18 protein-coding genes are annotated in these 22,677 nt (G+C 74.7%); 5 read left to right on the forward strand and 13 right to left on the reverse strand.

Annotation, left to right across the window (positions count from 1 at the left end; all coding sequences use genetic code 11):
- Positions 1 to 47: 47 nt before the first annotated feature.
- Complete coding sequence (locus ACQ9ZG_RS19225) at positions 48 to 806, reverse strand: YqjF family protein (protein WP_109914892.1); 759 nt, start codon at positions 804 to 806, stop codon at positions 48 to 50.
- Positions 807 to 865: 59 nt separating this feature from the next.
- On the reverse strand, positions 866 to 3,337 hold the full coding sequence (locus ACQ9ZG_RS19230; protein ID WP_499280929.1) for a helicase-associated domain-containing protein: 2,472 nt from the start codon (positions 3,335 to 3,337) through the stop codon (positions 866 to 868).
- 64 nt (positions 3,338 to 3,401) lie between these two features.
- On the opposite strand from ACQ9ZG_RS19230, the gene ACQ9ZG_RS19235 reads away from it, so the two are divergent.
- Entirely contained in the window at positions 3,402 to 4,676 is a 1,275-nt protein-coding gene (locus ACQ9ZG_RS19235; RefSeq protein ID WP_499280930.1) for a hypothetical protein, read from the forward strand.
- A 64-nt stretch (positions 4,677 to 4,740) separates the two neighbouring features.
- Here the strand turns inward: ACQ9ZG_RS19235 and ACQ9ZG_RS19240 are convergent, their stop codons facing one another.
- Genes ACQ9ZG_RS19240 through ACQ9ZG_RS19255 form a run of 4 tightly spaced genes read right to left on the reverse strand, consistent with a single transcriptional unit; the run spans position 4,741 to position 8,830 of the window.
- Complete coding sequence (locus ACQ9ZG_RS19240; protein WP_109916600.1) at positions 4,741 to 5,733, reverse strand: ABC transporter substrate-binding protein; 993 nt, start codon at positions 5,731 to 5,733, stop codon at positions 4,741 to 4,743.
- A 3-nt stretch (positions 5,734 to 5,736) separates the two neighbouring features.
- Complete coding sequence (locus ACQ9ZG_RS19245) at positions 5,737 to 6,702, reverse strand: ABC transporter ATP-binding protein (protein ID WP_109916599.1); 966 nt, start codon at positions 6,700 to 6,702, stop codon at positions 5,737 to 5,739.
- Complete coding sequence (locus ACQ9ZG_RS19250; RefSeq protein ID WP_109916598.1) at positions 6,699 to 7,775, reverse strand: FecCD family ABC transporter permease; 1,077 nt, start codon at positions 7,773 to 7,775, stop codon at positions 6,699 to 6,701. Before ACQ9ZG_RS19250 ends, ACQ9ZG_RS19245 begins: the two co-directional genes overlap by 4 nt.
- Positions 7,772 to 8,830, reverse strand: coding sequence for a FecCD family ABC transporter permease (locus ACQ9ZG_RS19255; RefSeq protein ID WP_499280932.1), 1,059 nt, complete (start codon positions 8,828 to 8,830; stop codon positions 7,772 to 7,774). The genes ACQ9ZG_RS19250 and ACQ9ZG_RS19255 overlap by 4 nt, the downstream gene beginning before the upstream one ends.
- 319 nt (positions 8,831 to 9,149) lie before the next feature.
- On the opposite strand from ACQ9ZG_RS19255, the gene ACQ9ZG_RS19260 reads away from it, so the two are divergent.
- On the forward strand, positions 9,150 to 9,836 hold the full coding sequence (locus ACQ9ZG_RS19260) for an HAD family hydrolase (protein ID WP_026237971.1): 687 nt from the start codon (positions 9,150 to 9,152) through the stop codon (positions 9,834 to 9,836).
- A gap of 69 nt (positions 9,837 to 9,905) precedes the next feature.
- Here ACQ9ZG_RS19260 and ACQ9ZG_RS19265 read toward each other — a convergent pair whose 3' ends face one another.
- Both ACQ9ZG_RS19265 and ACQ9ZG_RS19270 read right to left on the reverse strand, forming a co-directional pair.
- Positions 9,906 to 10,223 (reverse strand): hypothetical protein, encoded by a 318-nt coding sequence (locus tag ACQ9ZG_RS19265; protein WP_109917040.1) that lies wholly within the window; start codon positions 10,221 to 10,223, stop codon positions 9,906 to 9,908.
- Between the two features lie 160 nt (positions 10,224 to 10,383).
- Positions 10,384 to 10,623, reverse strand: coding sequence for a hypothetical protein (locus tag ACQ9ZG_RS19270; protein ID WP_018490520.1), 240 nt, complete (start codon positions 10,621 to 10,623; stop codon positions 10,384 to 10,386).
- Between the two features lie 179 nt (positions 10,624 to 10,802).
- Here ACQ9ZG_RS19270 and ACQ9ZG_RS19275 point away from each other — a divergent pair, with 179 nt between their 5' ends.
- Positions 10,803 to 11,186, forward strand: coding sequence for a cold-shock protein (locus ACQ9ZG_RS19275; protein WP_006126557.1), 384 nt, complete (start codon positions 10,803 to 10,805; stop codon positions 11,184 to 11,186).
- A gap of 18 nt (positions 11,187 to 11,204) precedes the next feature.
- On the opposite strand, the gene ACQ9ZG_RS19280 is transcribed toward ACQ9ZG_RS19275, so the two are convergent.
- From ACQ9ZG_RS19280 to ACQ9ZG_RS19295, 4 genes are read right to left on the reverse strand one after another with little or no spacing between them, the layout of a single operon-like run.
- Positions 11,205 to 12,089 (reverse strand): 1,4-dihydroxy-6-naphtoate synthase, encoded by an 885-nt coding sequence (locus tag ACQ9ZG_RS19280; protein WP_028416926.1) that lies wholly within the window; start codon positions 12,087 to 12,089, stop codon positions 11,205 to 11,207.
- Positions 12,079 to 12,774 carry a futalosine hydrolase gene (locus ACQ9ZG_RS19285; RefSeq protein WP_499280933.1) on the reverse strand — a complete coding sequence of 232 codons (696 nt, stop codon included), beginning with the start codon at positions 12,772 to 12,774 and terminating at the stop codon, positions 12,079 to 12,081. Before ACQ9ZG_RS19285 ends, ACQ9ZG_RS19280 begins: the two co-directional genes overlap by 11 nt.
- Positions 12,775 to 12,830: 56 nt before the next feature.
- Complete coding sequence (locus ACQ9ZG_RS19290) at positions 12,831 to 13,310, reverse strand: hypothetical protein (protein WP_026237972.1); 480 nt, start codon at positions 13,308 to 13,310, stop codon at positions 12,831 to 12,833.
- 27 nt (positions 13,311 to 13,337) lie between these two features.
- The gene (locus ACQ9ZG_RS19295) at positions 13,338 to 14,792 is read right to left on the reverse strand and encodes an MFS transporter (protein WP_499280934.1); all 1,455 of its coding nucleotides are present in this window, start codon (positions 14,790 to 14,792) and stop codon (positions 13,338 to 13,340) included.
- Positions 14,793 to 15,254: 462 nt separating this feature from the next.
- On the opposite strand from ACQ9ZG_RS19295, the gene ACQ9ZG_RS19300 reads away from it, so the two are divergent.
- On the forward strand, positions 15,255 to 16,190 hold the full coding sequence (locus ACQ9ZG_RS19300; protein WP_181398062.1) for a DUF3027 domain-containing protein: 936 nt from the start codon (positions 15,255 to 15,257) through the stop codon (positions 16,188 to 16,190).
- 512 nt (positions 16,191 to 16,702) lie between these two features.
- Positions 16,703 to 19,918, forward strand: coding sequence for a sacsin N-terminal ATP-binding-like domain-containing protein (locus ACQ9ZG_RS19305; RefSeq protein ID WP_499280935.1), 3,216 nt, complete (start codon positions 16,703 to 16,705; stop codon positions 19,916 to 19,918).
- An 85-nt stretch (positions 19,919 to 20,003) separates the two neighbouring features.
- Here the strand turns inward: ACQ9ZG_RS19305 and ACQ9ZG_RS19310 are convergent, their stop codons facing one another.
- A complete protein-coding gene (locus tag ACQ9ZG_RS19310) occupies positions 20,004 to 22,481 on the reverse strand; it encodes an HAD-IC family P-type ATPase (protein ID WP_109917174.1) in 2,478 nt (825 codons plus the stop codon).
- Between the last annotated feature and the right edge of the window lie 196 nt (positions 22,482 to 22,677).

The following is a 22,677-nucleotide window of genomic DNA, read 5'->3' on the forward strand; positions in this document are numbered from 1 at the left end:
GGCACGCTGTCGGCGAGGACGCGGCGCCCCCGACCGGGACCCGGCGCTCAGCCGCCGGTACGGGGCCTGCGCTGCGGCCCGAAGCGCACGGGGACTCCGGGGGAGTACAGCACGCTCACCGGCTCCCCGGCCGGCGCGGGCAGCCCCCCGGCCGCCACCAGGTCCTCGTCGCACTCCAGCAGCTCCGCCCGGTGCAGCGGCCACCGCGGATGGACGTTGGGCAGATGGGCGGTCCGCCCGAAGAACGAGCTGTGCAGAGCCCAACGGGCGGTCAGGAAGTGCTCCAGGGGCGTGGGTTCGCCGATCGCCTCCCCTGCCCGCAGCACGATCCTGCTCCGCGCGCCGCGCGGCCCGGGCCACCGCCGGGCGCTCGTGTACGTGAGGGTGTCCCCGGAGCGCGCGATGTCCATCCGCGACCACACGTACGGCAGCCGTACCGCGGCCCGCGCCACGAGAACGGGGATCAGCCGCGAGGCGTCGAGGGACCGGAAGACGACACCGCGCCGCCCCCGCCCGTCCACCGAGTACAGCCGCACGTTGGTCTCCGGAAAGGACCCCAGGTAGGGGATGCCCGGCAGCCCGAGCGCTCCCACCCGGTGCATCCGGAACGCGACGAGCCCCACGTAGGTCACCCCGTCGAAGGTGTCCGGCACCGTCCCCGCCGGCAGCAGCGGCGCCACATCCGAGGGATCGGCCGCCCAGTGCAGGAACGCCAGATCCAGCCAGGACTGCGTGAGCAGCGGCGGCATCGGCGCGGCGGGCGGGTCCGGCACCACGGGCTCGGGGACGGGGCGGACGGCGGGCATGCCCGCAGCATCGCAGACGGCCGGGCGGCCCGGCGAGCGGGTGCCGTACCCCGCGCCGGCTACCCCTCCCCGTCCTCCGCCAGTTCCGCCACCCCCGTGATCCGGTGCAGCGGGTAGGTGCGGACCTCGTCGGCCGTGTGGTCGTAGGCCGTGACGAAGCCGCCCTCCACGCGGACCGGGGCGATGACGCGCTGGCTGGCGGAGCCCTCGGCGGTGACGTAGCCGATCCAGAGGGAGGAGCCGGTCATCGCGGCGGCCTGGACCGTGGCCAGGGTCTCGGCGGAGGTGGTGCGGGGGAGGGAACCGGAGGCGTGTGCGCCCGGAGCGCCCTCGCCCGGCTCCTTGCGGACCACCGTGGCGGCCGTGTCGCCCGCGCGGATGGCCCGCACCGCCGCGCCCAGGAGGGTGGTGTCGGGGGTCGGGGGGCCCTCGGGCACCGGGGCCGGAGGGGTGCGGGGCGGGGTGCGGCGGGCGCCCGCCCGGGTGATCAGGACGTCGCCCTCGGCGGATTCGGCGGCGGGGGCGTACCCCATCTCGCGGAGCGCTTCGAGGAGGGAGCCGGGGTCGGCCTGGGCGGCCAGGACCGTGGGGGCCAGGCGGCGCAGGCGCAGGCCCGTGGAGCGGCGGTCGGCCAGGATCTCGTTGAGGACCGCCTCGTCGTCGCAGCGTACGTACGCGGATGCCGCCCCGATCCGCAGGTGGCCGTGGCGGCGGGCCACGTCGTCGATCAGATAGCTCAGCGGCTGCGGCACCGGCGTACGGCTGTGCGCGGCCAGGAACGCGTGCAGGTCGGCCGCCGCCTGCCCGGCGTCCAGGGCGCGGCGGACCGAGCCGGGCGTGAAGCGGTAGACGGTCGCGCCGCCCTTCGACTCCACGTCCGCCAGGACCGAGAGGGTCTCCGCCAGCGGGCGTTCCAGGGGGCCCGGCGCCACCGCCGTCAGGTCCGCCTGGAGCAGGACGTGGTCCAGGGGTTCGGGGAGGAGCGGGGCCAGGAGGCGAGCCGACGCCCGCGCCCCCTCCTCCTCGTCCAGCAGCAGGGCGCGGGCGTGGGCCGCCAGCGCACCCCGGCCCGTGATGCCCAGCAGCTCCGCCTCGTTCAACGTCCAGAGCACCAGGCGGGAGCGGAGGTCCGAGCCCTCCGCCGTGGGCGCCGCACCCCGCAACGGGCGTTCCCAGCGCAGCCGTTGCAACAGCGTCTCCGGGTCCGGCGCGGTACCCGGGGCGAGCGCGGCGAGCAGGGCGAGCGTCCTGGCCCGGACGCCCGGTGCGGCCGAGCGGTCCAGCTCCGGGCCCAGCGCGGACAGGGCCCGGCCCTTGGCGTCCTGACCGCCGACCAGGCCCGGGACCCGGGTGGCGGGGAGCCAGGCGGTGGCCAGGTGCGTCCAGCGGTCCTCGGCGGAGAGGTCCAGCCACTCGTCGTACGCGGGCGTCGGCGCGTACCGCTCGTCCGTCTCCCCGTCGGAGGCCAGCAGCCCCGCCCCGTAGGCCAGTTCGAGCCAGAACGCGGTGACCGGCTCCGTGGTGTCCAGCGCGGTGGCCGTACGTTTCAGCTCCCGTACGCTCAGCCCGCCCGCGCGCAGGATCGGCGGGCCGCCGCCGTTCCAGAGCTTCAGCAGCTCCTCGACGGTCGCCAGGGCGGTGAACGCCTGGCCCGCCGCCGCCCTGTCCACAGCCTGTGGATCGCGTTCGGCGGCGGCCGTGACGACCGGCGGCACCGGTTCCGGTACGCGGTGGGCGCGGCCGGCGCGCAGATGCAGCGCCGCCTCGCGCGGCAGGACCACCGTCCGCGTCGACACCGGCAGCAGCAGGCCCCGGTCCCGCAGCCACTTCACGGGCGGCGTCGGATTCGGCGTGACCTCTCCGTACGGCGGGCCCCACACCAGCCGGTCCAGCACCGACAGCGCCTCCACCGGGGCGGTGTCCAGCAGCTCCGCCATCCGCGTCCGGTCGGTGAACAGGGCGGACAGCGCCGCCACCGCCGAGACCGGGTCGTGCGTCGCGGGCAGGCCCGTCGCCGCCAGGATCTCCTGGAGCCGGCCCGGCGACATCCCGGCCGTCGCCTCCGCGACCGTGGGCCCCAGGCCCGTGGGGGAGGGGTGCTGCGGGGACGGGGCCAGCAGCTCACGGGCCGTCCGCACCAGCCGCAGCCGGTCGTCCTCGCCCCAGACCAGGGCCTGTTCCCGCAGCGTCGCCAGCGCACCCGGCAGCGCGGCGGTGACCGCCGCCCCCGCGTCGTCGCGCTGTTCGCCGTCGTCGAGCCCGTCGCCGGTGAGGAGCGAGAGCAGCGTGTCGTACGGGGCCGGGTCCGGGGCCACCGCCAGCGCCTCGGCGGTCTGCAGCGCGAACCGGTCCAGATGCTCCAGCGCGCGGACCACGGAAGCCCTGGTCCCGGCCCGGGTGGCGAGCTGCGTGATGTCGTTCGGCACCGGGTTGAGGAGGTCGGGGCGGGCACGCAGCAGCCCGGCCAGCGATTCGTCGCCCCGGGCGCGCAGGGCTTCGGCGAGCGTGCGCGGTGGTGTGGTCGTCCCCATCCGTCCCACGTTAGCCGCTGAAACGCTACCGTCGGGGCAGGGCCGCAAGAGGGGATGCAACCGCGTGGGGATCGAGAGCGATCAGCTCGTCTACGACTATCTGAGCCGCGTCGGCGACCTGGCCCAGCAGCACCAGCTGTCGTCGGGCGCCCGGATGCGGCTCGTCTCGACGCTCCGGGTGGAGATCGACCGGCAGCGCGCCAGGGAGGGCGCCGACTCCCCGGCGGCCGTGCGGCGCATCATCGGCAGGCTCGGCGCCCCGGACGAACTGGTCGGCGCGGCGGCGGAGTCGGGCGACGGCGAGGTGCCGCTGCCTCCGGCCCGTACGGGGTCGGGTGCGGGGGCACGTACGGCGTCCGGTGCGGCCGTTCCCCGCCCCCGGATCGGGTTCCTCCGCAAGGGGCCGAAGACGTCGGCGGCGCCGGAGGCGGTGGGGGCGCCCGACGCGTCGGAGGGGCCGGACACGCCGACGGGCAGAGGATCCGCCCCTGCCGGGTCCCCCGGCCGCGACCGGGCCCAGGCCCCCGACGAACCCCCCGCCACCCCCTGGCCCCACCCCTCCGCCCCCCACGTCCTCGGCCCCGACCAGCAGAGCACCGGAGACGGGGGCGCCGACTGGTGGCGCCTGGAGCCCGGCCCCTTCGACGCGGGGACCGCCGTCCCCGGCTTCCTCGGCGGCATCGAGGCCCCGGAACTGCTCGGCAGGCGCCCGGCCGAGCCCGCCGCCGAGGACAAGGAAGCGGACAAGAAGCAGGCGGACAAGAAGCAGGCGGACAAGAAGCAGGCGGGCAAGGAGGACGCGGGCAAGAAGGACGCGGGCAGGAAAGAGACGGGCGCAGAGGCGGGCGGGAAGGACGACGGCGAACCCGGCACCGAAGACGGCGGGGACGGCGGAGCGGCCCCCCGCCGCGCCCTCCGCATCCCCGTCCCCAGGCCCCGCCGCCGCAAGCCCGCCCCCGCCCCCGTCGCCGCACCCGCGGCCGTCGCCGCCGCTCCTCGCGGCGGATTCGCCCACCCCCTGCTGCTCCTGGCCGCCCTGCTGCTGATCGCCGGGGTGGTCACCGGGTCCTGGATCCCGCTGGCGGGCGGGTGGCTCATCGCGTACGGCTCGCGGACCCTCTCCCGTACGGAGGCGAAGTGGGCGGCCCTGGGGCTGCCCGGCGTCGTCGTGGCCGGGGCGCTGGTCTGGGTGTGGGGGCGGCTGGACGGGCGCTGGGGCGAGCCCATCGAAGAGGGGGCGCTGCGCGAGGTGCTGACCGGCGCCTGGCCCGTGGTCGTCCGCGTCGCCGCCGTCGCCTCCGCGCTCTACCTGGTGTGGCGGGCGCGGAGGCGGGCCTGAGGGCTTCGGCGACCACCCCGAAGGGCTCCGGCGGTGACGCGGACGACCCGAAGGAGCCCGGCGGTCACTTGGTCAGGCTGGTCTGCAGCTCGCTCAGGATCTTGTCGGCCGCCGTGTAGCCGATGCCCTGGATCCACAGCTGGTCGTCGACCGCGAAGACCTTGCCGTTCTTGACCGCGTCCATGTTCTTCCACAGGCCGCTGCCGGTGGTCTGCGTCTCCTTGGACTTCTTCGGGTCGCCGTACGTCGAGTGGAAGATCGCGTCCGCGTCCGCCAGATCGATCTTCTCGGGGCTCACGTCGTAACTGAACCCCTCCGCCGCCTTGTCCGTGACGGCCGGGCGGCCGAGGCCCACGTCGGCGAGGATCGTGGCGATGTAGTTCTTCTTGCCGTAGATGCGGATGTCGGCGCCCTCGACGAACCGGACCATGTTGACCTCGGTCGCCGCCGCCTTCTCCTTGCCGCCGAGCGCCTTCGTCACATCGGCCACGTGCCGGGCGTAGTCGTCGGTGACCATCTTCGCCTCGGCCGTCTTGTCGAGGGCCTCCGCGTGGGTCTGGAAGTTCTCCTTCCAGGGGTAGCCGGTGTTCTCCGTCATCACGGTCGGCGCGATCCTGGAGAGTTCGGCGTACTTGTCGCCGTGCCGGATCTTGCTGGTGAGGATGAGGTCCGGCTTCAGCCCGGCGATGGCCTCCAGGTTCGGGGTCATCATCTGGCCGACGTCCGTGATCCCCGCGACCTGGTCCTTCGGCAGGTAGTTCAGGAACCCCGACTGCACGTCCGCGTGGGTCGCGCCGACCGGCTTCACCCCGAGGGTGAGGACCGAGTCGAGTTCGGCGGAGTCCAGGACGACGACCCGCTGCGGGGCGGCCGGGACCCGCACGTCGCCCATGGCCGTCTTCACCGTACGGGGAGCCCCGGCGGAAGCGTCGTCGGAGCCGGAGGAGCCGGACGCGGAGCCCGAGTCGGTCGAGAAGCCGCACGCGGACAGGGCCAGCGCGGCGGCCACGGTCAGGGACGCGGCGGCGAGGGTACGGGAGCGGTGCTGGAGGGTCATCGTTCAGAGGGCCTTTCCGGGAGTCGGGTCGGAGGCGGAAACGGAGGCGGCGGCCGAGGCGGAATCGGAGGCGGAATCGGGGGAGGAGACGGCCGGGGCGGCGGCCGGAGCGGCGGGGCCGGGTCCGGGCGGCGGGCTCCACGGCGCGCCCGGGACGACGAGCGGCGAACCCGTCACCGGGTCCGGGACGACCACCGCCTCCAGGCCGAACACCTCGCGCACCAGGCCGGCCGTGACGACGTCCTCCGGCCTGCCCTCCGCGACGATCCGGCCCTCCTTCATGGCGACCAGGTGGTCGGCGTACCGGGCCGCCTGGTTGAGGTCGTGCAGCACGGTGACGACGGTACGGCCCCGGCTGCCGTCGGCGGCAGGGGAGGCCAACTGGCGTACCAGGTCCAGCACTTCCACCTGATGCGCGATGTCCAGATAGGTCGTCGGCTCGTCGAGCAGCAGCAGGTCCGTCTCCTGCGCGAGCGCCATCGCGATCCACACCCGCTGGCGCTGCCCGCCCGACAGCTCGTCCACCGACCGCTCGGCCAGCGCCGTCACATCCGTACGGGCCATGGCGTCGGTCACCGCCCGCTCGTCCGCGTCCGACCACTGCTGCCACCAGCTCTGGTGCGGCTGGCGGCCCCGGGCGACGAGGTCGGAGACGGTGATCGCCTCGGGCGCCACCGGGGTCTGCGGGAGCAGCCCGATGGACTGGGCGATGCGCCTGGTCGGTATCCGCGCCAGTTCCGTACCGTCCAGCAGGACCGCCCCGCCGCGCGGCTTCAGCAGCCGGCCGAGCGCCCGCAGGGTGGTGGACTTGCCGCAGGCGTTCGGGCCGACGATCACGGTGACCTGCCCGTCGGGGACGGCGAGGTCCAGCTTGTGGACGACGGTGCGGTCCTCGTACGCGAGGGTCAGGGCGCGGGCGGAGAGCCTGGAGGTGCCCTGCGGGGAACCGTTCGTCGGGCTCGGGCTCATGCGGTGCCTCCACTGCGGCTACGGTGGCCGCGGATGATCAGCCAGATCAGATACGGGGCGCCGACCGCCGCCGTGAGGACGCCCACCGGCAGTTCGGTGGGGGAGAACAGCCTGCGGGCGAGCAGATCGCCCAGGACGACGATCACCGCGCCCAGCAGCGCCGAGGAGACCAGCGGGATCTGTGCCGTACGGGTCATCCGGCGGGCGATCTGCGGGGCGAGCAGCGCCACGAAGTCCACCGGCCCCGCCGTGCCCGTCGCCACGGAGGCCAGGACCACCCCGAGCGCGACGAGCCCGAGCCGTACGCGCCCCAGGCGCACGCCCAGCGCGGTCGCGGTGTCGTCGTCCATCGTCACGGTGCGCTGCGCGCGGGCCGCCCACGCGACGGCGGGCAGCAGGAGCAGCAGCGTCCAGGCGAGCGGGGCGGCCTCCGACCAGCCGCGCCCGTTCAGCGAACCGGTCATCCAGATCTGCGCCTGCTGCGCCACCAGGTAGTCGCCCTTGGTCAGGAAGAGCGTGGTCACCGAGCGCAGGGCGATGGCGAAGCCGATGCCGATGAGGACGAAGCGGGTGGCGTGCAGACCGCCGCGCCACGCGAAGACGTAGACGAGGGCGGCGGCCGCGACGCCGCCGACGACGGAGAGGTAGGGCAGGACCGTGTACGAGGTGATGCCGAAGGTCATCGCGCCGACCGTGAGCGCGCTCGCGCCCTGGCTGACGCCGATGATGTCGGGGCTGGCCAGCGGGTTGCGGGCCACGGTCTGGATCAGCGCCCCGGCGATCCCGAAGGCCGCGCCCACCAGCAGCCCGACCGTCATCCGGGGCAGCCGGAGCGTGCCGACGACCAGCTCGGCCGGGGACGGCTGCCCGAGGACCACCCTCACCACCTCGCCGGGCGCGACGAAGCTCTCCCCGACGCAGAGGTACGCGACACAGACGGCGGCCAGCAGCACGACGAGAGCCGCCGCCACGACGGACGCCCGCCGGTGCAGCAGGAACCGGCCGCGCGGACCGGCCTTCACGACGGAGTACCCGGCGGGCCGCACCCGTACGGCCGTTGACGACTCGCTCATGCCGGCACCGCCTTCCGGCGTACGAGGGCGACCAGGAACGGCACCCCGATCAGGGCCGTCATCACACCCGCCGGAACCTCGCTCGGCGGGAACACGATCCGGCCGACGACGTCCGAGACGAGCAGCATCACCGGCCCGAGCAGCGCGGCCATGGGCAGCACCCAGCGGTGGTCGTTGCCGACGACCGCGCGGGCGATGTGCGGGACGGCGAGCCCGATGAACGCGATCGGCCCGGCGGCGGCGACCCCGACCCCGGTCAGCACGGTCGCCCCGATCCCGCCGGTGATCCGGACCGCCGCGACGTTCTGCCCGAGCCCCTTGGCCACGTCCTCGCCGAGCGCGAGCGCGTCCAGACCACGGGCGACCGAGAGCACGAGAACGGTACCGATGAGCAGGAACGGCCAGACCTGCTGGACGACGTCCGCCTCCCGCCCGGCGACCGAGCCGACCTGCCAGAAGCGGAACTCGTCCAGCGCCGACGCCTTCGTCGTGAGGACCCCCATCGTCACCGAGACCAGCAGCGCGTTGATCGCGGCCCCGCCGAGCGCGAGCTTCACGGGGGTCGCCCCGCCGCGCCCGCTGGAGGCGATGGCGTACACCGCGACCGAGGCGACGGCGGCTCCCGCGAAGGCGAACCAGACGTATCCGCTCAGCGTGTGCACCCCCGCGAACGCGATCGCCAGCACCACCGCCACCGACGCCCCCTGACTGATCCCGAGGATGCCGGGGTCCGCGATGGGGTTACGGGTGATCCCCTGGAGCACCGTGCCCGCGAGGGCCAGCGCCGCCCCGACCATCAGGCCGACGAGCGTGCGGGGCACCCGCATCGTGCGGATCACCTCGGCCGCGTCGGAGGACCCGCCGTGCAGCAGCGCGTCCACCACCTCGCCCGGCGGGATGGACCGCGCCCCGACCGCCAGGCTGAGCAGGACGGCCAGCAGCAGCGCCACGACGGCCGCGGCGGTCGCCGCCGCGCGTCGGGAGAGGCGGCGGGGGGCGGGGGGCACGCCGGCCGGAGCGGTGGCCGGCGCGGAGGCGGGCGCTGACGCTGACATCGGAACCAATCGGGAGGGTGCTCGGTACGGGGAGTCGGTAAGAGCGGCCGGTGAAGGGAGTCGGTACGAGGAGTCGGTACGAGGAGTCGGTACGGGGGAGGGCGCGCGGCAGAGTTACTAAGGCTTGGCTAAGTTCGGGCCTCAGTCTAGGTGGCGGGTTCTCGCCGGAGACCGGGGCGGGTACCGGGGGCGGACCGGCGGTCCCCCGCCCGTCCGGTGGCCCGTCCGGTGGCCCGTCCTGTGGCCCCGTACGGGCGGTCCCCGGCCGTCCCGTGGCCTGTACCCACCCGCCCCCGCACCGCCGAGCACAATGGTCCGCATGGCTTCCACGGCTTCGAGCCCCCTCCCGGTCCCGTCCACGGCCCCCTCCGCGGTCCCGCCCGCCGGCCCCCTGACCGTCGGCTTCGACCTCGACATGACGCTCATCGACTCCCGCCCCGGCATCGCCGCCACCTACCGGGCCCTGGCGGCCGAGACGGGCGTGCGCATCGACGACGCCCTGGTGGTGAGCCGGATCGGCCCGCCGCTGGAGGACGAGCTGGCGCACTGGTTCCCGGCGGACCGGGTGGCGGCCGCCGCCGACCGCTACCGGGAGCTGTACGTCGACCACGCGATAGCCCCGACCACGGCCCTCGCCGGGGCGCGGGAGTCCGTGGCGGCGGTGCGGGCGCTCGGCGGCCGGGCGATCGTCGTCACCGCCAAGTACGAGCCGAACGCCAAGCTGCACCTGGCCCACCTCGGGATCGAGCCGGACGCGGTGATCGGCTGGCTCTGGGCGGAGGCCAAGGGCGAGGCGCTGCGCGAGTACGGGGCACAGGTGTACGTGGGCGACCACCTCGGGGACGTCCGCGGGGCGCGGGCCGCCGGGGCGGTGTCGGTCGCCGTGACGACCGGCCCCTGCGGCGCGGAGGAGTTGCGGGAGGCGGGCGCGGACGTGGTGCTGTCGGAGCTGACGGAGTTCCCGGCCTGGCTGCGCACGTTCGAGGCGACCCGCGCGGCATCCTGAGACAGCTGTAGCCACAGCCACAGCCACAGCCACAGCCACAGGTCACAGCCAGGCCTGATGCTGCTACCGCTACCGCTCCTGCTGGGCCACCAGCTCGATCACCCAGTCCAGGGCGTGCGGCCCGGTCTCGTACGACGGTGCCTGCCGCCAGACCCTGCTGAACCCGTCGACGAGGGCGGACCGGGCGTCCGCGCCCTCCGGCAGCCGGCACCGCAGCAGCTCCAGCAGGAGCGGGGCGAGCAGGTCGTAGAGCTGTCCGAGGGCCTCCTGGCTGCCGTGCGCGATCTGCACGAGGAGGTCGTCGACGTGCGCCGCCGCCCGGCCCGGGACCTCACAGGCCGCGGAGCGGGGCGGATCGGACTGAAGGGCGTTCCCTGGGTGTTTCACCCGGCCGAGCCTAGGGCCTGTCGTCAAACCGCCGCCCGCCGCCCGCCGCCCGCCGCCCGCCGCGCGGCGTCCGGCACGCACGCTCGCGGGGTGACCGGCGTGATCCGGCCGAAAAGATCCAGGCGACGACGGGAAGCCGACGAGGACCGGCGCGGAACCGTCAGGTGCGGCCGGCGGCCCGCTTGGGCGAGGAGAGCCAGACCGAGCGGACGACGCCCACCCCGGCGATCAGGAAGCCGACGCCCATGAACATGCAGACCCCGTAGGCGATCGGGGGGAACGGCTCCGTACCGAGGAAGAGCGGCGCGACGGTGACGAGAGTGGCCAGCGCACCGATGAAAAAGACGATCGCGCCGACCTGAACGAGCCGGTCGCCGGCGCCTGAAGGAGTAGTGGTCACGCCACCAGGGTAGTTCCCAGCCCGGAGGAACACTCCGGCGACGTCTTGTCACCGGCCGCAGGGCCATTAGCCTTGGTCCGGGCGGGTCACGGTGACCCGCTGTACTGCTATCCGGAGCCGTTGTCCTCCCGAAGGACCGGCTCTTCCGCTCAGCGACGAGTACGAGGACGGGGACAGACGTGCCCACCGGCAAGGTGAAGTGGTTCAACAGCGAGAAGGGCTTCGGCTTTCTCTCCCGCGACGACGGCGGTGACGTCTTCGTCCACTCGTCGGTACTCCCTGCCGGGGTCGACGCCCTCAAGCCCGGCCAGCGTGTGGAGTTCGGCGTGGTCGCGGGCCAGCGCGGTGACCAGGCCCTGTCCGTGGTGGTCCTCGACCCCACCCCGTCCGTCGCGGCCGCCCAGCGCCGCAAGCCGGACGAGCTGGCGTCGATCGTGCAGGACCTGACGACGGTCCTGGAGAACATCACGCCCCAGCTGGAGCGCGGCCGCTACCCGGACAAGGCCGCCGGCGCCAAGATCGCGGGCCTGCTGCGGGCGGTCGCCGACCAGCTGGACGTGTAGCCGCCGGACGGGCGGGGGTCAGGGGAACGCCAGCGCGTCCGGGCCGAGGGGCGGGACGAGCCCCTCGGCCGCCGCGCGGGTGAGCAGGCCCCGGACCGCCGCGTAGCCGTCCTCCCCGAGGTCGGCGGTGAACTCGTTCACGTAGAGCCCGATGTGCTGCTCCGCGACGGCCGGGTCCATCTCCTGGGCGTGCTCCCGGACGTACGGGCGGGAGGCCTCCGGGTGGTCCCAGGCCAGCCGGACCGAGCTGCGGATGGTCTCCGCGAGGCGGCGCAGGGTCTCCTCGCCCAGGGAGCGCTTGGCGATGATCGCGCCGAGGGGGATGGGCAGGCCGGTGGTGTCCTCCCAGTGGCGCCCCATGTCGGCCAGGTTGTGGAGCCCGTAGTTCCGGTAGGTGAAACGGGCCTCGTGGATGACGAGACCGGCGTCCACCTTGCCGTCCCGCACGGCCGGCATGATCTCGTCGAACGGCATGACGACGACCTCGCCGACCCCGTCCGGCACCATCTCCGCCGCCCAGAGCCGGAAGAGCAGGTACGCCGTCGAGCGCTCGCTCGGCACCGCCACCGTCCGGCCCGCCAGGTCGAGGCCCAGCTCCTTGGTGAGGACCAGCGGCCCGCACCCCCGGCCCAGCGCCCCGCCGCAGGGCAGGAGCGCGTACTCCTCCAGGACCCAGGGCAGGACCGCGTACGACACCTTCAGGACGTCCAGCTCGCCGCGCTCGGCCATCCCGTTGGTGATGTCGATGTCCGCGAAGGTCACATCGAGCGCGGGCGCGCCGGGGATCCGGCCGTGGGCCCAGGCGTCGAAGACGAAGGTGTCGTTGGGGCAGGGCGAGAAGGCGATCTCGACCGGGGCCCCGGCGGGGCGCTCGGCCGGGGCCGGGTGTGCGTCAGTGGTCATGCCGGTGCCAACCTTCCAGTACGGGTGCCGTCTTCCCGAACGCCTCCGTGAGCGCCGCCAGCGCGTCCCCGATGCGCCAGGCCGCCCGGTCGCGGGGGCCGACGGCGTTGGAGACCGCCCGCAGCTCCAGCACGGGCACGCCGGCCCGTCCGGCGGCCTCGGCCACCCCGAACCCCTCCATCGCCTCGGCCAGCGCCCCGGGGTGCGCGGCGCGCAGGGCGTCGGCGCGTGCGGCGGTGCCGGTCACGGTGGAGACGGTCAGGACGGGGCCCAGGGCGGCGCCGGTGGCCGACGCCACCTCCCGCACGAGCGAGGGCGGCGGGACGAAGCGGTCGCGGCCGAAGCCGAGCGCGGTGACGGGCGCGAACCCGTCGGGGGTCTCGGCGCCCAGATCGGCCGCCACGATGTCGCTCGCCACGACCAGCGAGCCGAGCGGGGCGGCCGGGGAGAACCCGCCGCCGATCCCGGCCGAGACGACGAGCCCGTACGGGGACGGGGCGGCGGCCAGGGCGAAGGCGGTGGCCGCCGCAGCCGCCGCCGGGCCGACCCCGCCCGCCAGGACGTCGGACGCGCCGGTGCGGTGCAGCTCGGCCCCGGGCAGGGCGAGGACCTCCGTACCGCCCCCGAACGCACGCGTGACCGCGTCCCGTTCCACCGGGACAGCGGTCACGACGAGCACACGCACAGGGAGAGCCTCGAAGCCTTGGGAGGGCAGGGGCGGGGGAACGGGACGGCGAAGGGTCAGGACTTCTTCTTCAGCTCGAACTGCCAGATGCCGGTGAGCTTGCTGCCGTTGGTCTCCACGATGGAGACGTTGGTCTTGGTGGTGGGCTCGCCCGTCTGGCTGGCGAAGAAGGCGCTGCCGGGGATCGTCCGGTAGGTCTTCTTGAACGGCTCCTGCTCGGCCTGCTGGCCGTTGATGAAGAGCGTCCAGCCGCGCTCGGCGATCTCGGGGTCGACGCCGAAGCGGACCTTGTCGTCCATGGCGACCTCGACGACCTTGTCGGCCTTCTTGTTCAGGCAGCCCTGGATCAGCGACTCCTTGATCGCCTCACCGTCGTTGTAGCAGGCCGCCTCGGAGTTCACCGACGTCGTGCCGACCGTCACGGTGGCGAGCGGCGTCGGCTTGTCGCAGGCGGAGAGGACGAGGAGTCCCGCGGACACGGCACCAAGAGCGACGCCGATTCGACGGCCCTTACCGGAGAAGAACGCAACGGTCATGGGCCGAAGGCTATCGGTCGCCTCCGCTCACGCCACGCGGGGGTGCGGCGAGCCGCGTCGTGCGGCCCCCAGGAGACCCCGTACGGACGCGGCGGCGCCGAGGGCGAGGATCCCCGCCGCGACCGACATGCCGACCACCGCGTTGAGGGGCAGCGCGATGCCGATGCCGCCGCCCACCACCCACGCCATCTGGAGCAGCGTCTCGGAGCGGGCGAAGGCGGAGGTGCGGACCTCCTCGGGCACGTCCCGCTGGATCATCGCGTCCAGCGACAGCTTGGAGAGGGCCTGGGTGAACCCGGCGACCGCGCCCAGCGCGGCGACCGCCGCCGTGGAGAAGAAGACCGCCGCGAGGACCGCCGTGCCCAGGGCGAGCCCCAGCACCGTCGCGATGATCACCTCGGGCCCGCGCGCCCGGAGCCACGCGCCCACCGCCGTGCCGCAGGCGTTCCCGACCCCCGCCGCCACGCCGACGATGGCGAGCGAGACCGCCGCGCTCTGGCCCGCCATCGGGTGCTCGCGCAGCAGGAACGCCAGGAAGAAGATCAGGAAGCCGGAGAGGGCCCGGTGGGAGGCGTTGGCCTGGAGGCCGTGGAGGACGGACCCGCCGACGGACCGCAGGCCCGGCGGGCGCTCCCTGGGCGGCTTCTGCCCGTTCGCCCTGCCGTCGGTTCTGCCGCGCTGCGGCTTCCGGGCGGCGGTGCTCCGTACGGGCTCCTCGCGGTGCGGGAGGTGCGGGTGGTCCTGCGGGTCGATCAGCCGGGCCCGGCGCTCGCCCTTGGCGGAGTCGACCTTGGGCGGCATCGTGAAGGCGAGGAAGGTGCCCACGATGAAGATCGCGCAGGCGCCGTAGAGCGGCCACGCGGAGCCGATGGTCTGGAGGCCGGCCCCGATCGGGGCCGCCACCCCCGTGGCGAGCAGCCCCGCCAGGGTGACCCGCGAGTTGGCCTTGACCAGGGAGAACTTGGGTGGCAGCAGCCGCGGCACGACCGCGCTGCGCACCACCCCGTACGCCTTCGAGGAGACCAGCACCCCCAGCGCGGCCGGATAGAGCTCCAGGCCGCCGGTGGCGACCGCCCCCGACATGGTGATGGCCAGCAGCGCCCGGGCCAGCATCGCGCCCGCCATCGCGGCCCGGCGGCCGTGCGGCAGCCGGTCCAGGAGCGGGCCGATCACCGGGGCGAGCAGGGTGAAGGGGGCCATGGTGATGGCGAGGTAGAGGGCGACGCGCCCGCGCGCCTCGTCGGTCGGCACGGAGAAGAAGACGGTGGAGGCGAGGGCGACGGTGATCATGACGTCACCCGCACCGTTCACCGCGTGCAGCTCGATGAGCCTGCCGAGCCCGGACTCCCCGGCCCCGTGGGCGTGTGTCGCCCGGCGGATGCCGCGCGCGGTGCCGGTGAACGGGGCGCGCAGGGCACGCCCGGTCGCCCGTCCCGCCCTGCGGAACGGGCCGGGACCGTCGTGCGACCTGGCGGCAGTCACCCCGTCATAGTGCCCCAACCCTGGCCGGTATGAACGGTGATCGGCTGCGGACTCGCGCGTGACGCCCTGTCGGACCAGCGTGCCGGGCGGCGGCGCGCAAGTCCCCCGGGCCGGGTTCGGCCGGATCTCGCAGGTGGGCCGGGCGCGCCGGGAGGCCGCTCGCGGGGCGCCCGGCGCGGGGCGCGGGAGAGACGGATCCGGCACGTTTGGGACGTGCAGGTGGGCGCGGGGCGGCGGAGAGGGTAGCGTGCGTAACGCGCCACCGGCGGTTGTTCTTGGCCGCGCGCCTCTCCGCGATCCCGCAGAATGGGTGGCAGAAGGCGCGCCCGAGGCAGGCACAACGGGTGTGGACGTCGACGCGGCCCCCAGGTCCGCTCCGCCCGCAACTGTCTGGCCGAAAACGGCAATCGTGCAGCAGCTGGCGCACTCGTGAGACTGGCGTATGGAGAGAAGCGAAGACCTGTGAGTGCTGCGACGACGCGAAGCCGTACGGCCCGTACCGCCCGTACCCCCGTTCCCGACCGCCTGTGCGCCGAGGCGGTCGACCTCGCCCGTGCGGCGGCGGAGGAAGCCGCCGCGCCCGGTGTGGTCGGCGAACATGTCGGTGTGGTCTCCGAGGGGGACCGCGTCGTCACGCACTACTTCGAGTCCAAGGAGCCCGGCTACCGGGGCTGGCGCTGGGCGGTGACCGTGGCGCGGGCCTCCCGCGCGAAGAACGTCACCCTGGACGAAACGGTGCTGCTGCCCGGGGCCGACGCGCTCCTGGCACCGGAGTGGGTGCCGTGGAGCGAGCGGCTGCGCCCCGGTGACATGGGCCCCGGCGACCTGCTGCCCACCGAGGCGGAGGACCTGCGCCTGGAGCCGGGCTGGACCGGTGAGGACGAGCCGCCGCCGAACTCGGTCGTCTCCGACGAGCTGGCGGAGCTGGCCGACGCGGAGGACGCCGAGCTGACGGACCGGCCGGTGGCGACCAGCCGGGGTTCCATCGCCTCGGTGGCCGAGGAGCTGGGTACGCGGCGGGCGCGGGTGCTCTCGCGGTACGGGCTGCACGAGGCGGCCGACCGCTGGGACGAGGCGTTCGGCCCGAACACCCCGATGGCCCAGGCGGCCCCGGCGGCCTGTGTGAGCTGCGCCTTCCTGATCCCGATGGCGGGCTCCCTGAAGCAGGCCTTCGGCGTCTGCGCGAACGAGTTCGGCCCGGCGGACGGGCATGTGGTGTCGCTGGCGTACGGGTGCGGGGGGCACTCGGAGGCGGCGGTGATGCCGAAGCCCGTGCGGCCGGCGGACCATGCGCTGGACACGATGCGGGTGGACGAGTACGCGTTGCGCCCCGAGCGGGGCGAGGGCTCGGTCCCGTCCGAGGCCGACGGCCCCTCGGAGGACCTGGGCCACTCCTGAGGGGGCGGCCCCGTCTGTCCTCAATCGCCGGACGGGCTGGATATTTCGTGGGGCGGTGACCCATTCCAGCCCGTGGGGCGGCGACCCACTTCAGCTTCGGTGGGGCGGTCACGCCGTCCAGCCCACTTCAGTTCCGGTGGGGCGGTCACCCATTCCAGCCCGTCCGGCGTTTGAGGACGGAACCCTTGCCTGGGTGGGCGGACACAGCACGTACAGCACGGTGCCCTGGGGCCCAGCACCCCGCAGAGGCGGCCCGACACCACATCGACGGTTCCGTCCTCGAACGCCGGACGGGCTGGGGGTACCCCGGACGGGTCTGAGGAGGGGGCGCCCGGACGGGCTGAGGGGGTACTCCGGACGGGTTCGAAGGGGGCGCCCCCCGACGGGCTGGCCGGGGAGGGGGCCCGGGCCCCGCGCAAGGCGGCGGGCCCGCGCACGGTACCTTCGGGCGCACACGGGGCGGCAGGGCACGGCCACAGCCACCCGACACCACGGCGGACGGAGTCGACAGCGTGAGCATCAGGGCGACCGAGGGGGCCGATCCGTTCGGGACGGCACGGCTGCGGCGCGGCGTGCTCGACGCCTGGGGCGCAGGCCCCGCCCGCTTCCGGGAGGACGCCAACGCCGAGGAGGACCTCGCCCTCGGCGGCTACCGCGACCGCCTCGTCGTCGAGCTGGCCCAGAACGCCGCCGACGCCGCCGCCCGCGCCCGCGTCCCCGGCAGGCTCCGCCTCACCCTGCACCCGGCCGCCCCCGGCGCCCCGGACAGCCGCTGCGTGCTCGCCGCCGCCAACACCGGCGCCCCCCTGGACGCCACCGGCGTCGAGTCCCTGTCCACCCTCCGGGCCTCCGCCAAGCGCGAGGGCCACGAGGCGTCCGTGGGCCGGTTCGGCGTCGGGTTCGCCGCCGTCCTCGCGGTCACCGACGAACCGGCCGTGCTCGGCCGCCACGGAGGCGTCCGCTGGTCCCTGGCCGAGGCCCGCGAACTGGCCCGCCAGGCCGCCGTCGGCTCCCCGGGCCTCGGGGACGAGCTGCGCCGCCGCGACGGCCACGTACCGCTGCTGCGCCTCCCGCTGCCCGCCGAGGGCTCCGCACCCGAGGGGTACGACACCGTCGTCGTGCTGCCCCTGCGCGACGCCGCCGCCGAGGACCTGGCCGCCCGGCTGCTGGCCGCCGTGGACGACGCGCTGCTGCTCACGCTGCCCGGCCTGGACGAGGTGGTCGTCGAGACCCCGGAGGGCGTACGGACCCTGACCCGAACGGTCCACGGCCCGTACACGCACATCGACGACTCCGCGCACGGCCTGAACCGCTGGCGCACCGTCTTCCACCACGGGCCCATCGAGCCCGCCCTCCTCGCGGACCGCCCGGTCGAGGAGCGGCTGCGCCCGCACTGGTCGGTCACCTGGGCGGTCCCCGTCGACGAGTCCGGCGCCCCGCGCGCCCCCCGAACGGCCCCGGTCGTCCACGCCCCCACCCCCACCGACGAGCCCCTCGGCATCCCCGCCCTGCTCATCGCCTCCCTGCCCCTGGACACCGCCCGCAGGCACCCCGCCCCCGGGCCGCTCACGGACTTCCTGGTGGAGCGGGCGGCGGACGCGTACGCGGAGCTGCTGGGCGGCTGGCGGCCGGTGTCGACCGGGACCATCGACCTGGTGCCGGGCCCGCTCGGCAAGGGCGGCCTGGACGGGGCCCTGCGCGGGGCGGTCCTGGCCCGGCTGCCGAGGGTCGCGTTCCTGGAGCCCGCCGCGCCCCGGGACCCCGGGGCGGAGCCGGAGGACGGCTGGGACGACGCCTGGGACCGGGACCGTACGGAGAACGCCACCCCGGCCGCCCTGCGCCCCGTGGAGGCCGAGGTCGTCGAGGGCGTCGGGGCCGAGACCGTACGGGTCCTCGCGGAGGTGCTGCCCTGTCTGCTCCCCGCCGGGCTGGAGCGCCGCCCCGAACTGCGCACCCTCGGGGTCGCCCGGGTGCCGCTCACCGAGGCCGTCGACCGCCTCGCCGGACTGGAACGCGACCCCGCCTGGTGGCACCGGCTCTACGACAGCCTCGCGGGCATCGACCCCGACCGGCTCTCCGGCCTCCCCGTCCCGCTCGCGGGCGACCCCGAGGACGAGCGGGCGGGCCGCCCGCCGCGCACCACCATCGGCCCCCGCCAGATCCTGCTCCCCCTCCCGGACGCCCTCACCGGCCCCGTGCTCGCCCGCCTCGCCCGGCTCGGCCTCAAGGTCGCCCACCCGGAGGCCGCACACCCCCTCCTGGAGAAGCTCGGCGCCCTGCCCGCCACACCGCGAGCCGTACTGACGACCCCTCAAGTCCGGGCCGCCGTCGCCGGATCGCTCGACGCCGGTGAGATCTGGGACGAGGACGCCCTCGACGCCGACGAGCTGGCGGAGACCGTCCTCACCCTCGTGCGCGACGCGGAACTGACCCCCGGCGACGAGCCCTGGCTCGGTGCGCTGGCCCTCCCCGACGAGGACGGCGAACCGGCCCCGGCGGGCGAACTGGTCTATCCCGGAAGCCCGTTCGCGCAGATCATGCGCGAGGGCGAACTCGCGCTCGCGGAGCAGGAGCTGGCCGACCGCTGGGGCGAGGGCCCGCTCACCGCCTGCGGGGTCCTCGCCACCTTCGCCCTCGTCCGGGCCACCGACGTCGTCCTCGACCCGGACGAACTGGAGCCCCGCGACAGCGACTTCGCCGAACCCGACGACGCCGGACTGCTGGACGCCGTCGACGTCTGGTGCGAGGACCTGCTCGACCAGCTGCCCGAGACTCCGGTGCCGCCGGTCGCCACCGAGATCGTTGCCGTACGGGATCTGGACCTGGTCGACGACGACGCCTGGCCGCAGGCGCTCGCGATGCTGGCCCGGCCGCCCCTGCGGGACGCGCTCACCCAACCGGTGCGGGTGCTGCTCCCGGACGGCACGACCCAGTCCGTGCGCCCGTACACCGCCTGGTGGCTGCGCGACCACCCGGTCCTGGACGGCCGCCGTCCCGCCGGGCTGCGCGCGGCGGGCGGCGACCCGCGTCTGGCCGGGCTGTACGACGCGGTGGACGCCACCGGCTTCGACGACGCCCAGGTGCTGCGGGCCCTCGGGGTGCGCACCTCGGTCGCCGCCCTCCTGGACGAACCGGGCGGCGCCGCCGAGCTGCTGGCCCGCCTCGCCGACGAGGACCGCCCCGTCACCCCCGTACAGCTGCACGCCCTCTACACGGCCCTCGCCGGACTCGACCCGGACCAGGTGACGTTGCCGGACGAGCTGCGGGCCGTGGTGGACGGCGAGGTGGCGGTGGTCGACGCGGCGGACGCCGTCATCGCGGACGCCCCGGACGTGCTGCCGCTGACGGAGGGGCTGCCCCTGCTCCCCGTATCCCCGTCGTGCGCGGCCGAGTTGGCCGACCTCCTCCAGGTGCGGCGGCTGGGCGAGACGGTCGAGGCCGACGTCACCAGCGAGGGCGAGGAGCACCGGGTGCCGGATCCGGTCCGCGTCCTGCTCGGCCCCGCCACCCCGGACACGTACGTCGAGCACACCGAACTCCACGCGGGCGGCGTCGAACTGGACTGGCGCCGCACCCCGGACGGCGTCGTCCACGCCGCCACCCTGGAGGGCGTCGCGGCCGGGCTCGCCTGGGCGGCCGGCCAGTGGCCCCGCCGCTTCGAGGTCGCGGCCCTCCTGGAGGACCCGTCCCGCACGGAGGAGCTGGCCCGGGACCGCTGGTTCGACTGAGGGGCCCGGCTCGGCAGCGGGCTCACACACGGAAGCCCCCGGGAGGCCATCGGCCTCCCGGGGGCTTTCCCGCGCTCTCCGGCTCTCAGGCCCCGAAGCGCCGGCCCACCCAGCGCCAGCTCAGCTCCAGCAGGGCGGCCGCCGCCACCGCGATGCCGACCGCCGTCCACGGCAGGGTCGTGCCGACCAGCTTCAGGGCGAAGAAGTCCTGGAGCCACGGCACCACGAGCACGATCAGGAAGCCGAGCCCCATCGCCGCCACCAGGCCGATGCGCCACCAGGTGTAGGGGCGGGCGATGATCGCCAGGACCCACATCGCGACCAGGAAGAGCGTCAGCGTCGCCGCGCTCGTCTCGGCCTCCAGTGCGCCGGGGCCCGAGTAGTGGTGGCGGGCGATCAGGTACGTGGTGAAGGTGGCCGCCGCCGCGATGACGCCCGAGGGGATCGCGTACCGCATGACGCGGCGGACGAAGTGCGGCTGGGCGCGTTCCCTGTTCGGCGCGAGGGCCAGGAAGAACGCGGGGACGCCGATGGTGAGCGTGGCCAGCAGTGTCAGGTGGCGCGGCAGGAACGGGTACTCCACCTGCGAGCAGACCACCAGGATCGCCAGCAGCACCGAGTAGACCGTCTTGGTGAGGAAGAGGGTCGCGACGCGGGTGATGTTGCCGATCACCCGGCGGCCCTCGGCCACCACCGACGGCAGCGTGGCGAAGCTGTTGTTCAGCAGCACGATCTGCGCCACCGCGCGCGTCGCCTCGGAGCCGGAGCCCATCGAGACGCCGATGTCGGCGTCCTTCAGCGCCAGCACGTCGTTGACGCCGTCGCCGGTCATCGCGACCGTGTGGCCGCGCGACTGGAGGGCGGCGACCATGTCCCGCTTCTGCTGCGGGGTGACGCGGCCGAACACGGCGTTCTGCTCCATGGCCGTGGCCATCTCGTCCGGGTCGGTCGGCATCCGGCGGGCGTCGAGGGTGTTCTCGGCGCCCGCGAGGCCCAGCTTCCCGGCGACCGCGCCGACCGAGACGGCGTTGTCGCCGGAGATGACCTTGGTGGCCACGTTCTGCTGGGCGAAGTACTTCAGGGTCTCCGCCGCGTCCGGCCGCAGCCGCTGCTCCAGGACGACCAGGGCGGTGGGCACGTCGCCCTCCGCCGCGTCCGGGGCGTCCAGCTCGCCGCTCGGGACGCGGGCCAGGAGCAGCACGCGCAGGCCCTGCTCGTTGAGCTGGTCGATCTCGCCGAGGGTGGGGTCGCCCTCGGGGAGGAGGACGTCGGGGGCGCCGAGGAGCCAGGCGGAGGAGGTGCCGTCGGCCTCGGTGAAGGCCGCGCCGCTGTACTTGCGGGCGGAGGAGAACGGCATCGCCTCGGTGACCGCCCAGGCGGCCTTCCCGTCCCCGCCCGCCGGGTAGGCGTCGATGATGGCCTGGAGGCTGGCGTTGGGGCGCGGGTCGGAGGAGCCGAGGGAGCGCAGCACCTGGTGGACGTAGGCCTCGTCGCTGCCGTTCAGCGGCCGGACCTCGGTGATGTCCATCCCGCCCTCGGTGAGGGTGCCGGTCTTGTCCAGGCAGACCACGTCGACCCGGGCGAGCCCTTCGATGGCGGGCAGCTCCTGCACCAGGCACTGCTTGCGGCCCAGCCGCACGACGCCGATGGCGAAGGCGACGGAGGTGAGGAGGACCAGCCCCTCGGGGATCATCGGGACGATGCCGCCGACGGTCCGGGCGACGGAGTCCTTGAAGTTGTTGTCCTTCACCACGAGCTGGCTGATGATCAGCCCGATCGCCGTCGGGACCATCATCCAGGTGACGTACTTCAGGATCGTGCTGATGCCGCTGCGCAGCTCGGAGTGGACGAGCGTGAAGCGCGAGGCCTCCTCCGCGAGCTGGGCCGCGTACGCCTCGCGGCCGACCTTCGTCGCGGTGAACGCGCCGCCGCCCGCGACGACGAAGCTGCCGGACATCACCGGGTCGCCGGGCCGCTTGAGGACCGGGTCGGCCTCACCGGTCAGCAGCGACTCGTCGACCTCCAGGCTGTCGGCCTCCGCGACCGTGCCGTCCACGACCACCTTGTCGCCGGGCCCCAGCTCGATCACGTCCCCGAGGACGATCTCGTGGGTGGAGACCTCGCCGGCGGTCCCGTCGCGCCGCACGGTCGGCTTGGCCTCACCGATCACCGCGAGGCTGTCCAGGGTCCGCTTGGCCCGCCACTCCTGGATGATGCCGATGCCGGTGTTGGCGACGATCACGAAGCCGAAGAGGCTGTCCTGGATCGGCGCCACGAAGAGCATGATCACCCAGAGGACGCCGATGATCAGGTTGAACCGGGTGAAGACGTTGGCGCGGACGATCTCGGTGAGGGATCTCGACGACCGCACGGGTACGTCGTTGACCTCACCCCGCGCCACCCGCTCGGCCACCTCGGCCGTGGTGAGGCCGGTGGCGCGATGGCCGGATGGCGGAAGGCCGACCGGATGCACGGGGTCGAGTTCCGCCCCCGCGTCGATCATGGCCGGCCGGGAGGATCCGGGGGTCTGCTCCCCGGAGGAATCGAGTGCCCGCTGCGTCATGGATTAGACGGTACGGGCGTGCGCGGGGAATCTCCCGCCGGGGGGTCGAAAGATCCGACCAGGGGAGGACCAAGTCGGTCCCGTGGTCGTACGGGGAGGAGGAGCTGCCCGTACGGGAAGAGGAGCTGCCCGTACGGGAGGGGAGGCCGGGTCGCCGTGCCGGTGCCCGGCGCGGGCGGGCGGCTCAGGCCGGGCG

Origin of the sequence: Streptomyces araujoniae, assembly GCF_050871195.1 — a bacterium.
GTDB lineage: Bacteria > Actinomycetota > Actinomycetes > Streptomycetales > Streptomycetaceae > Streptomyces > Streptomyces bacillaris.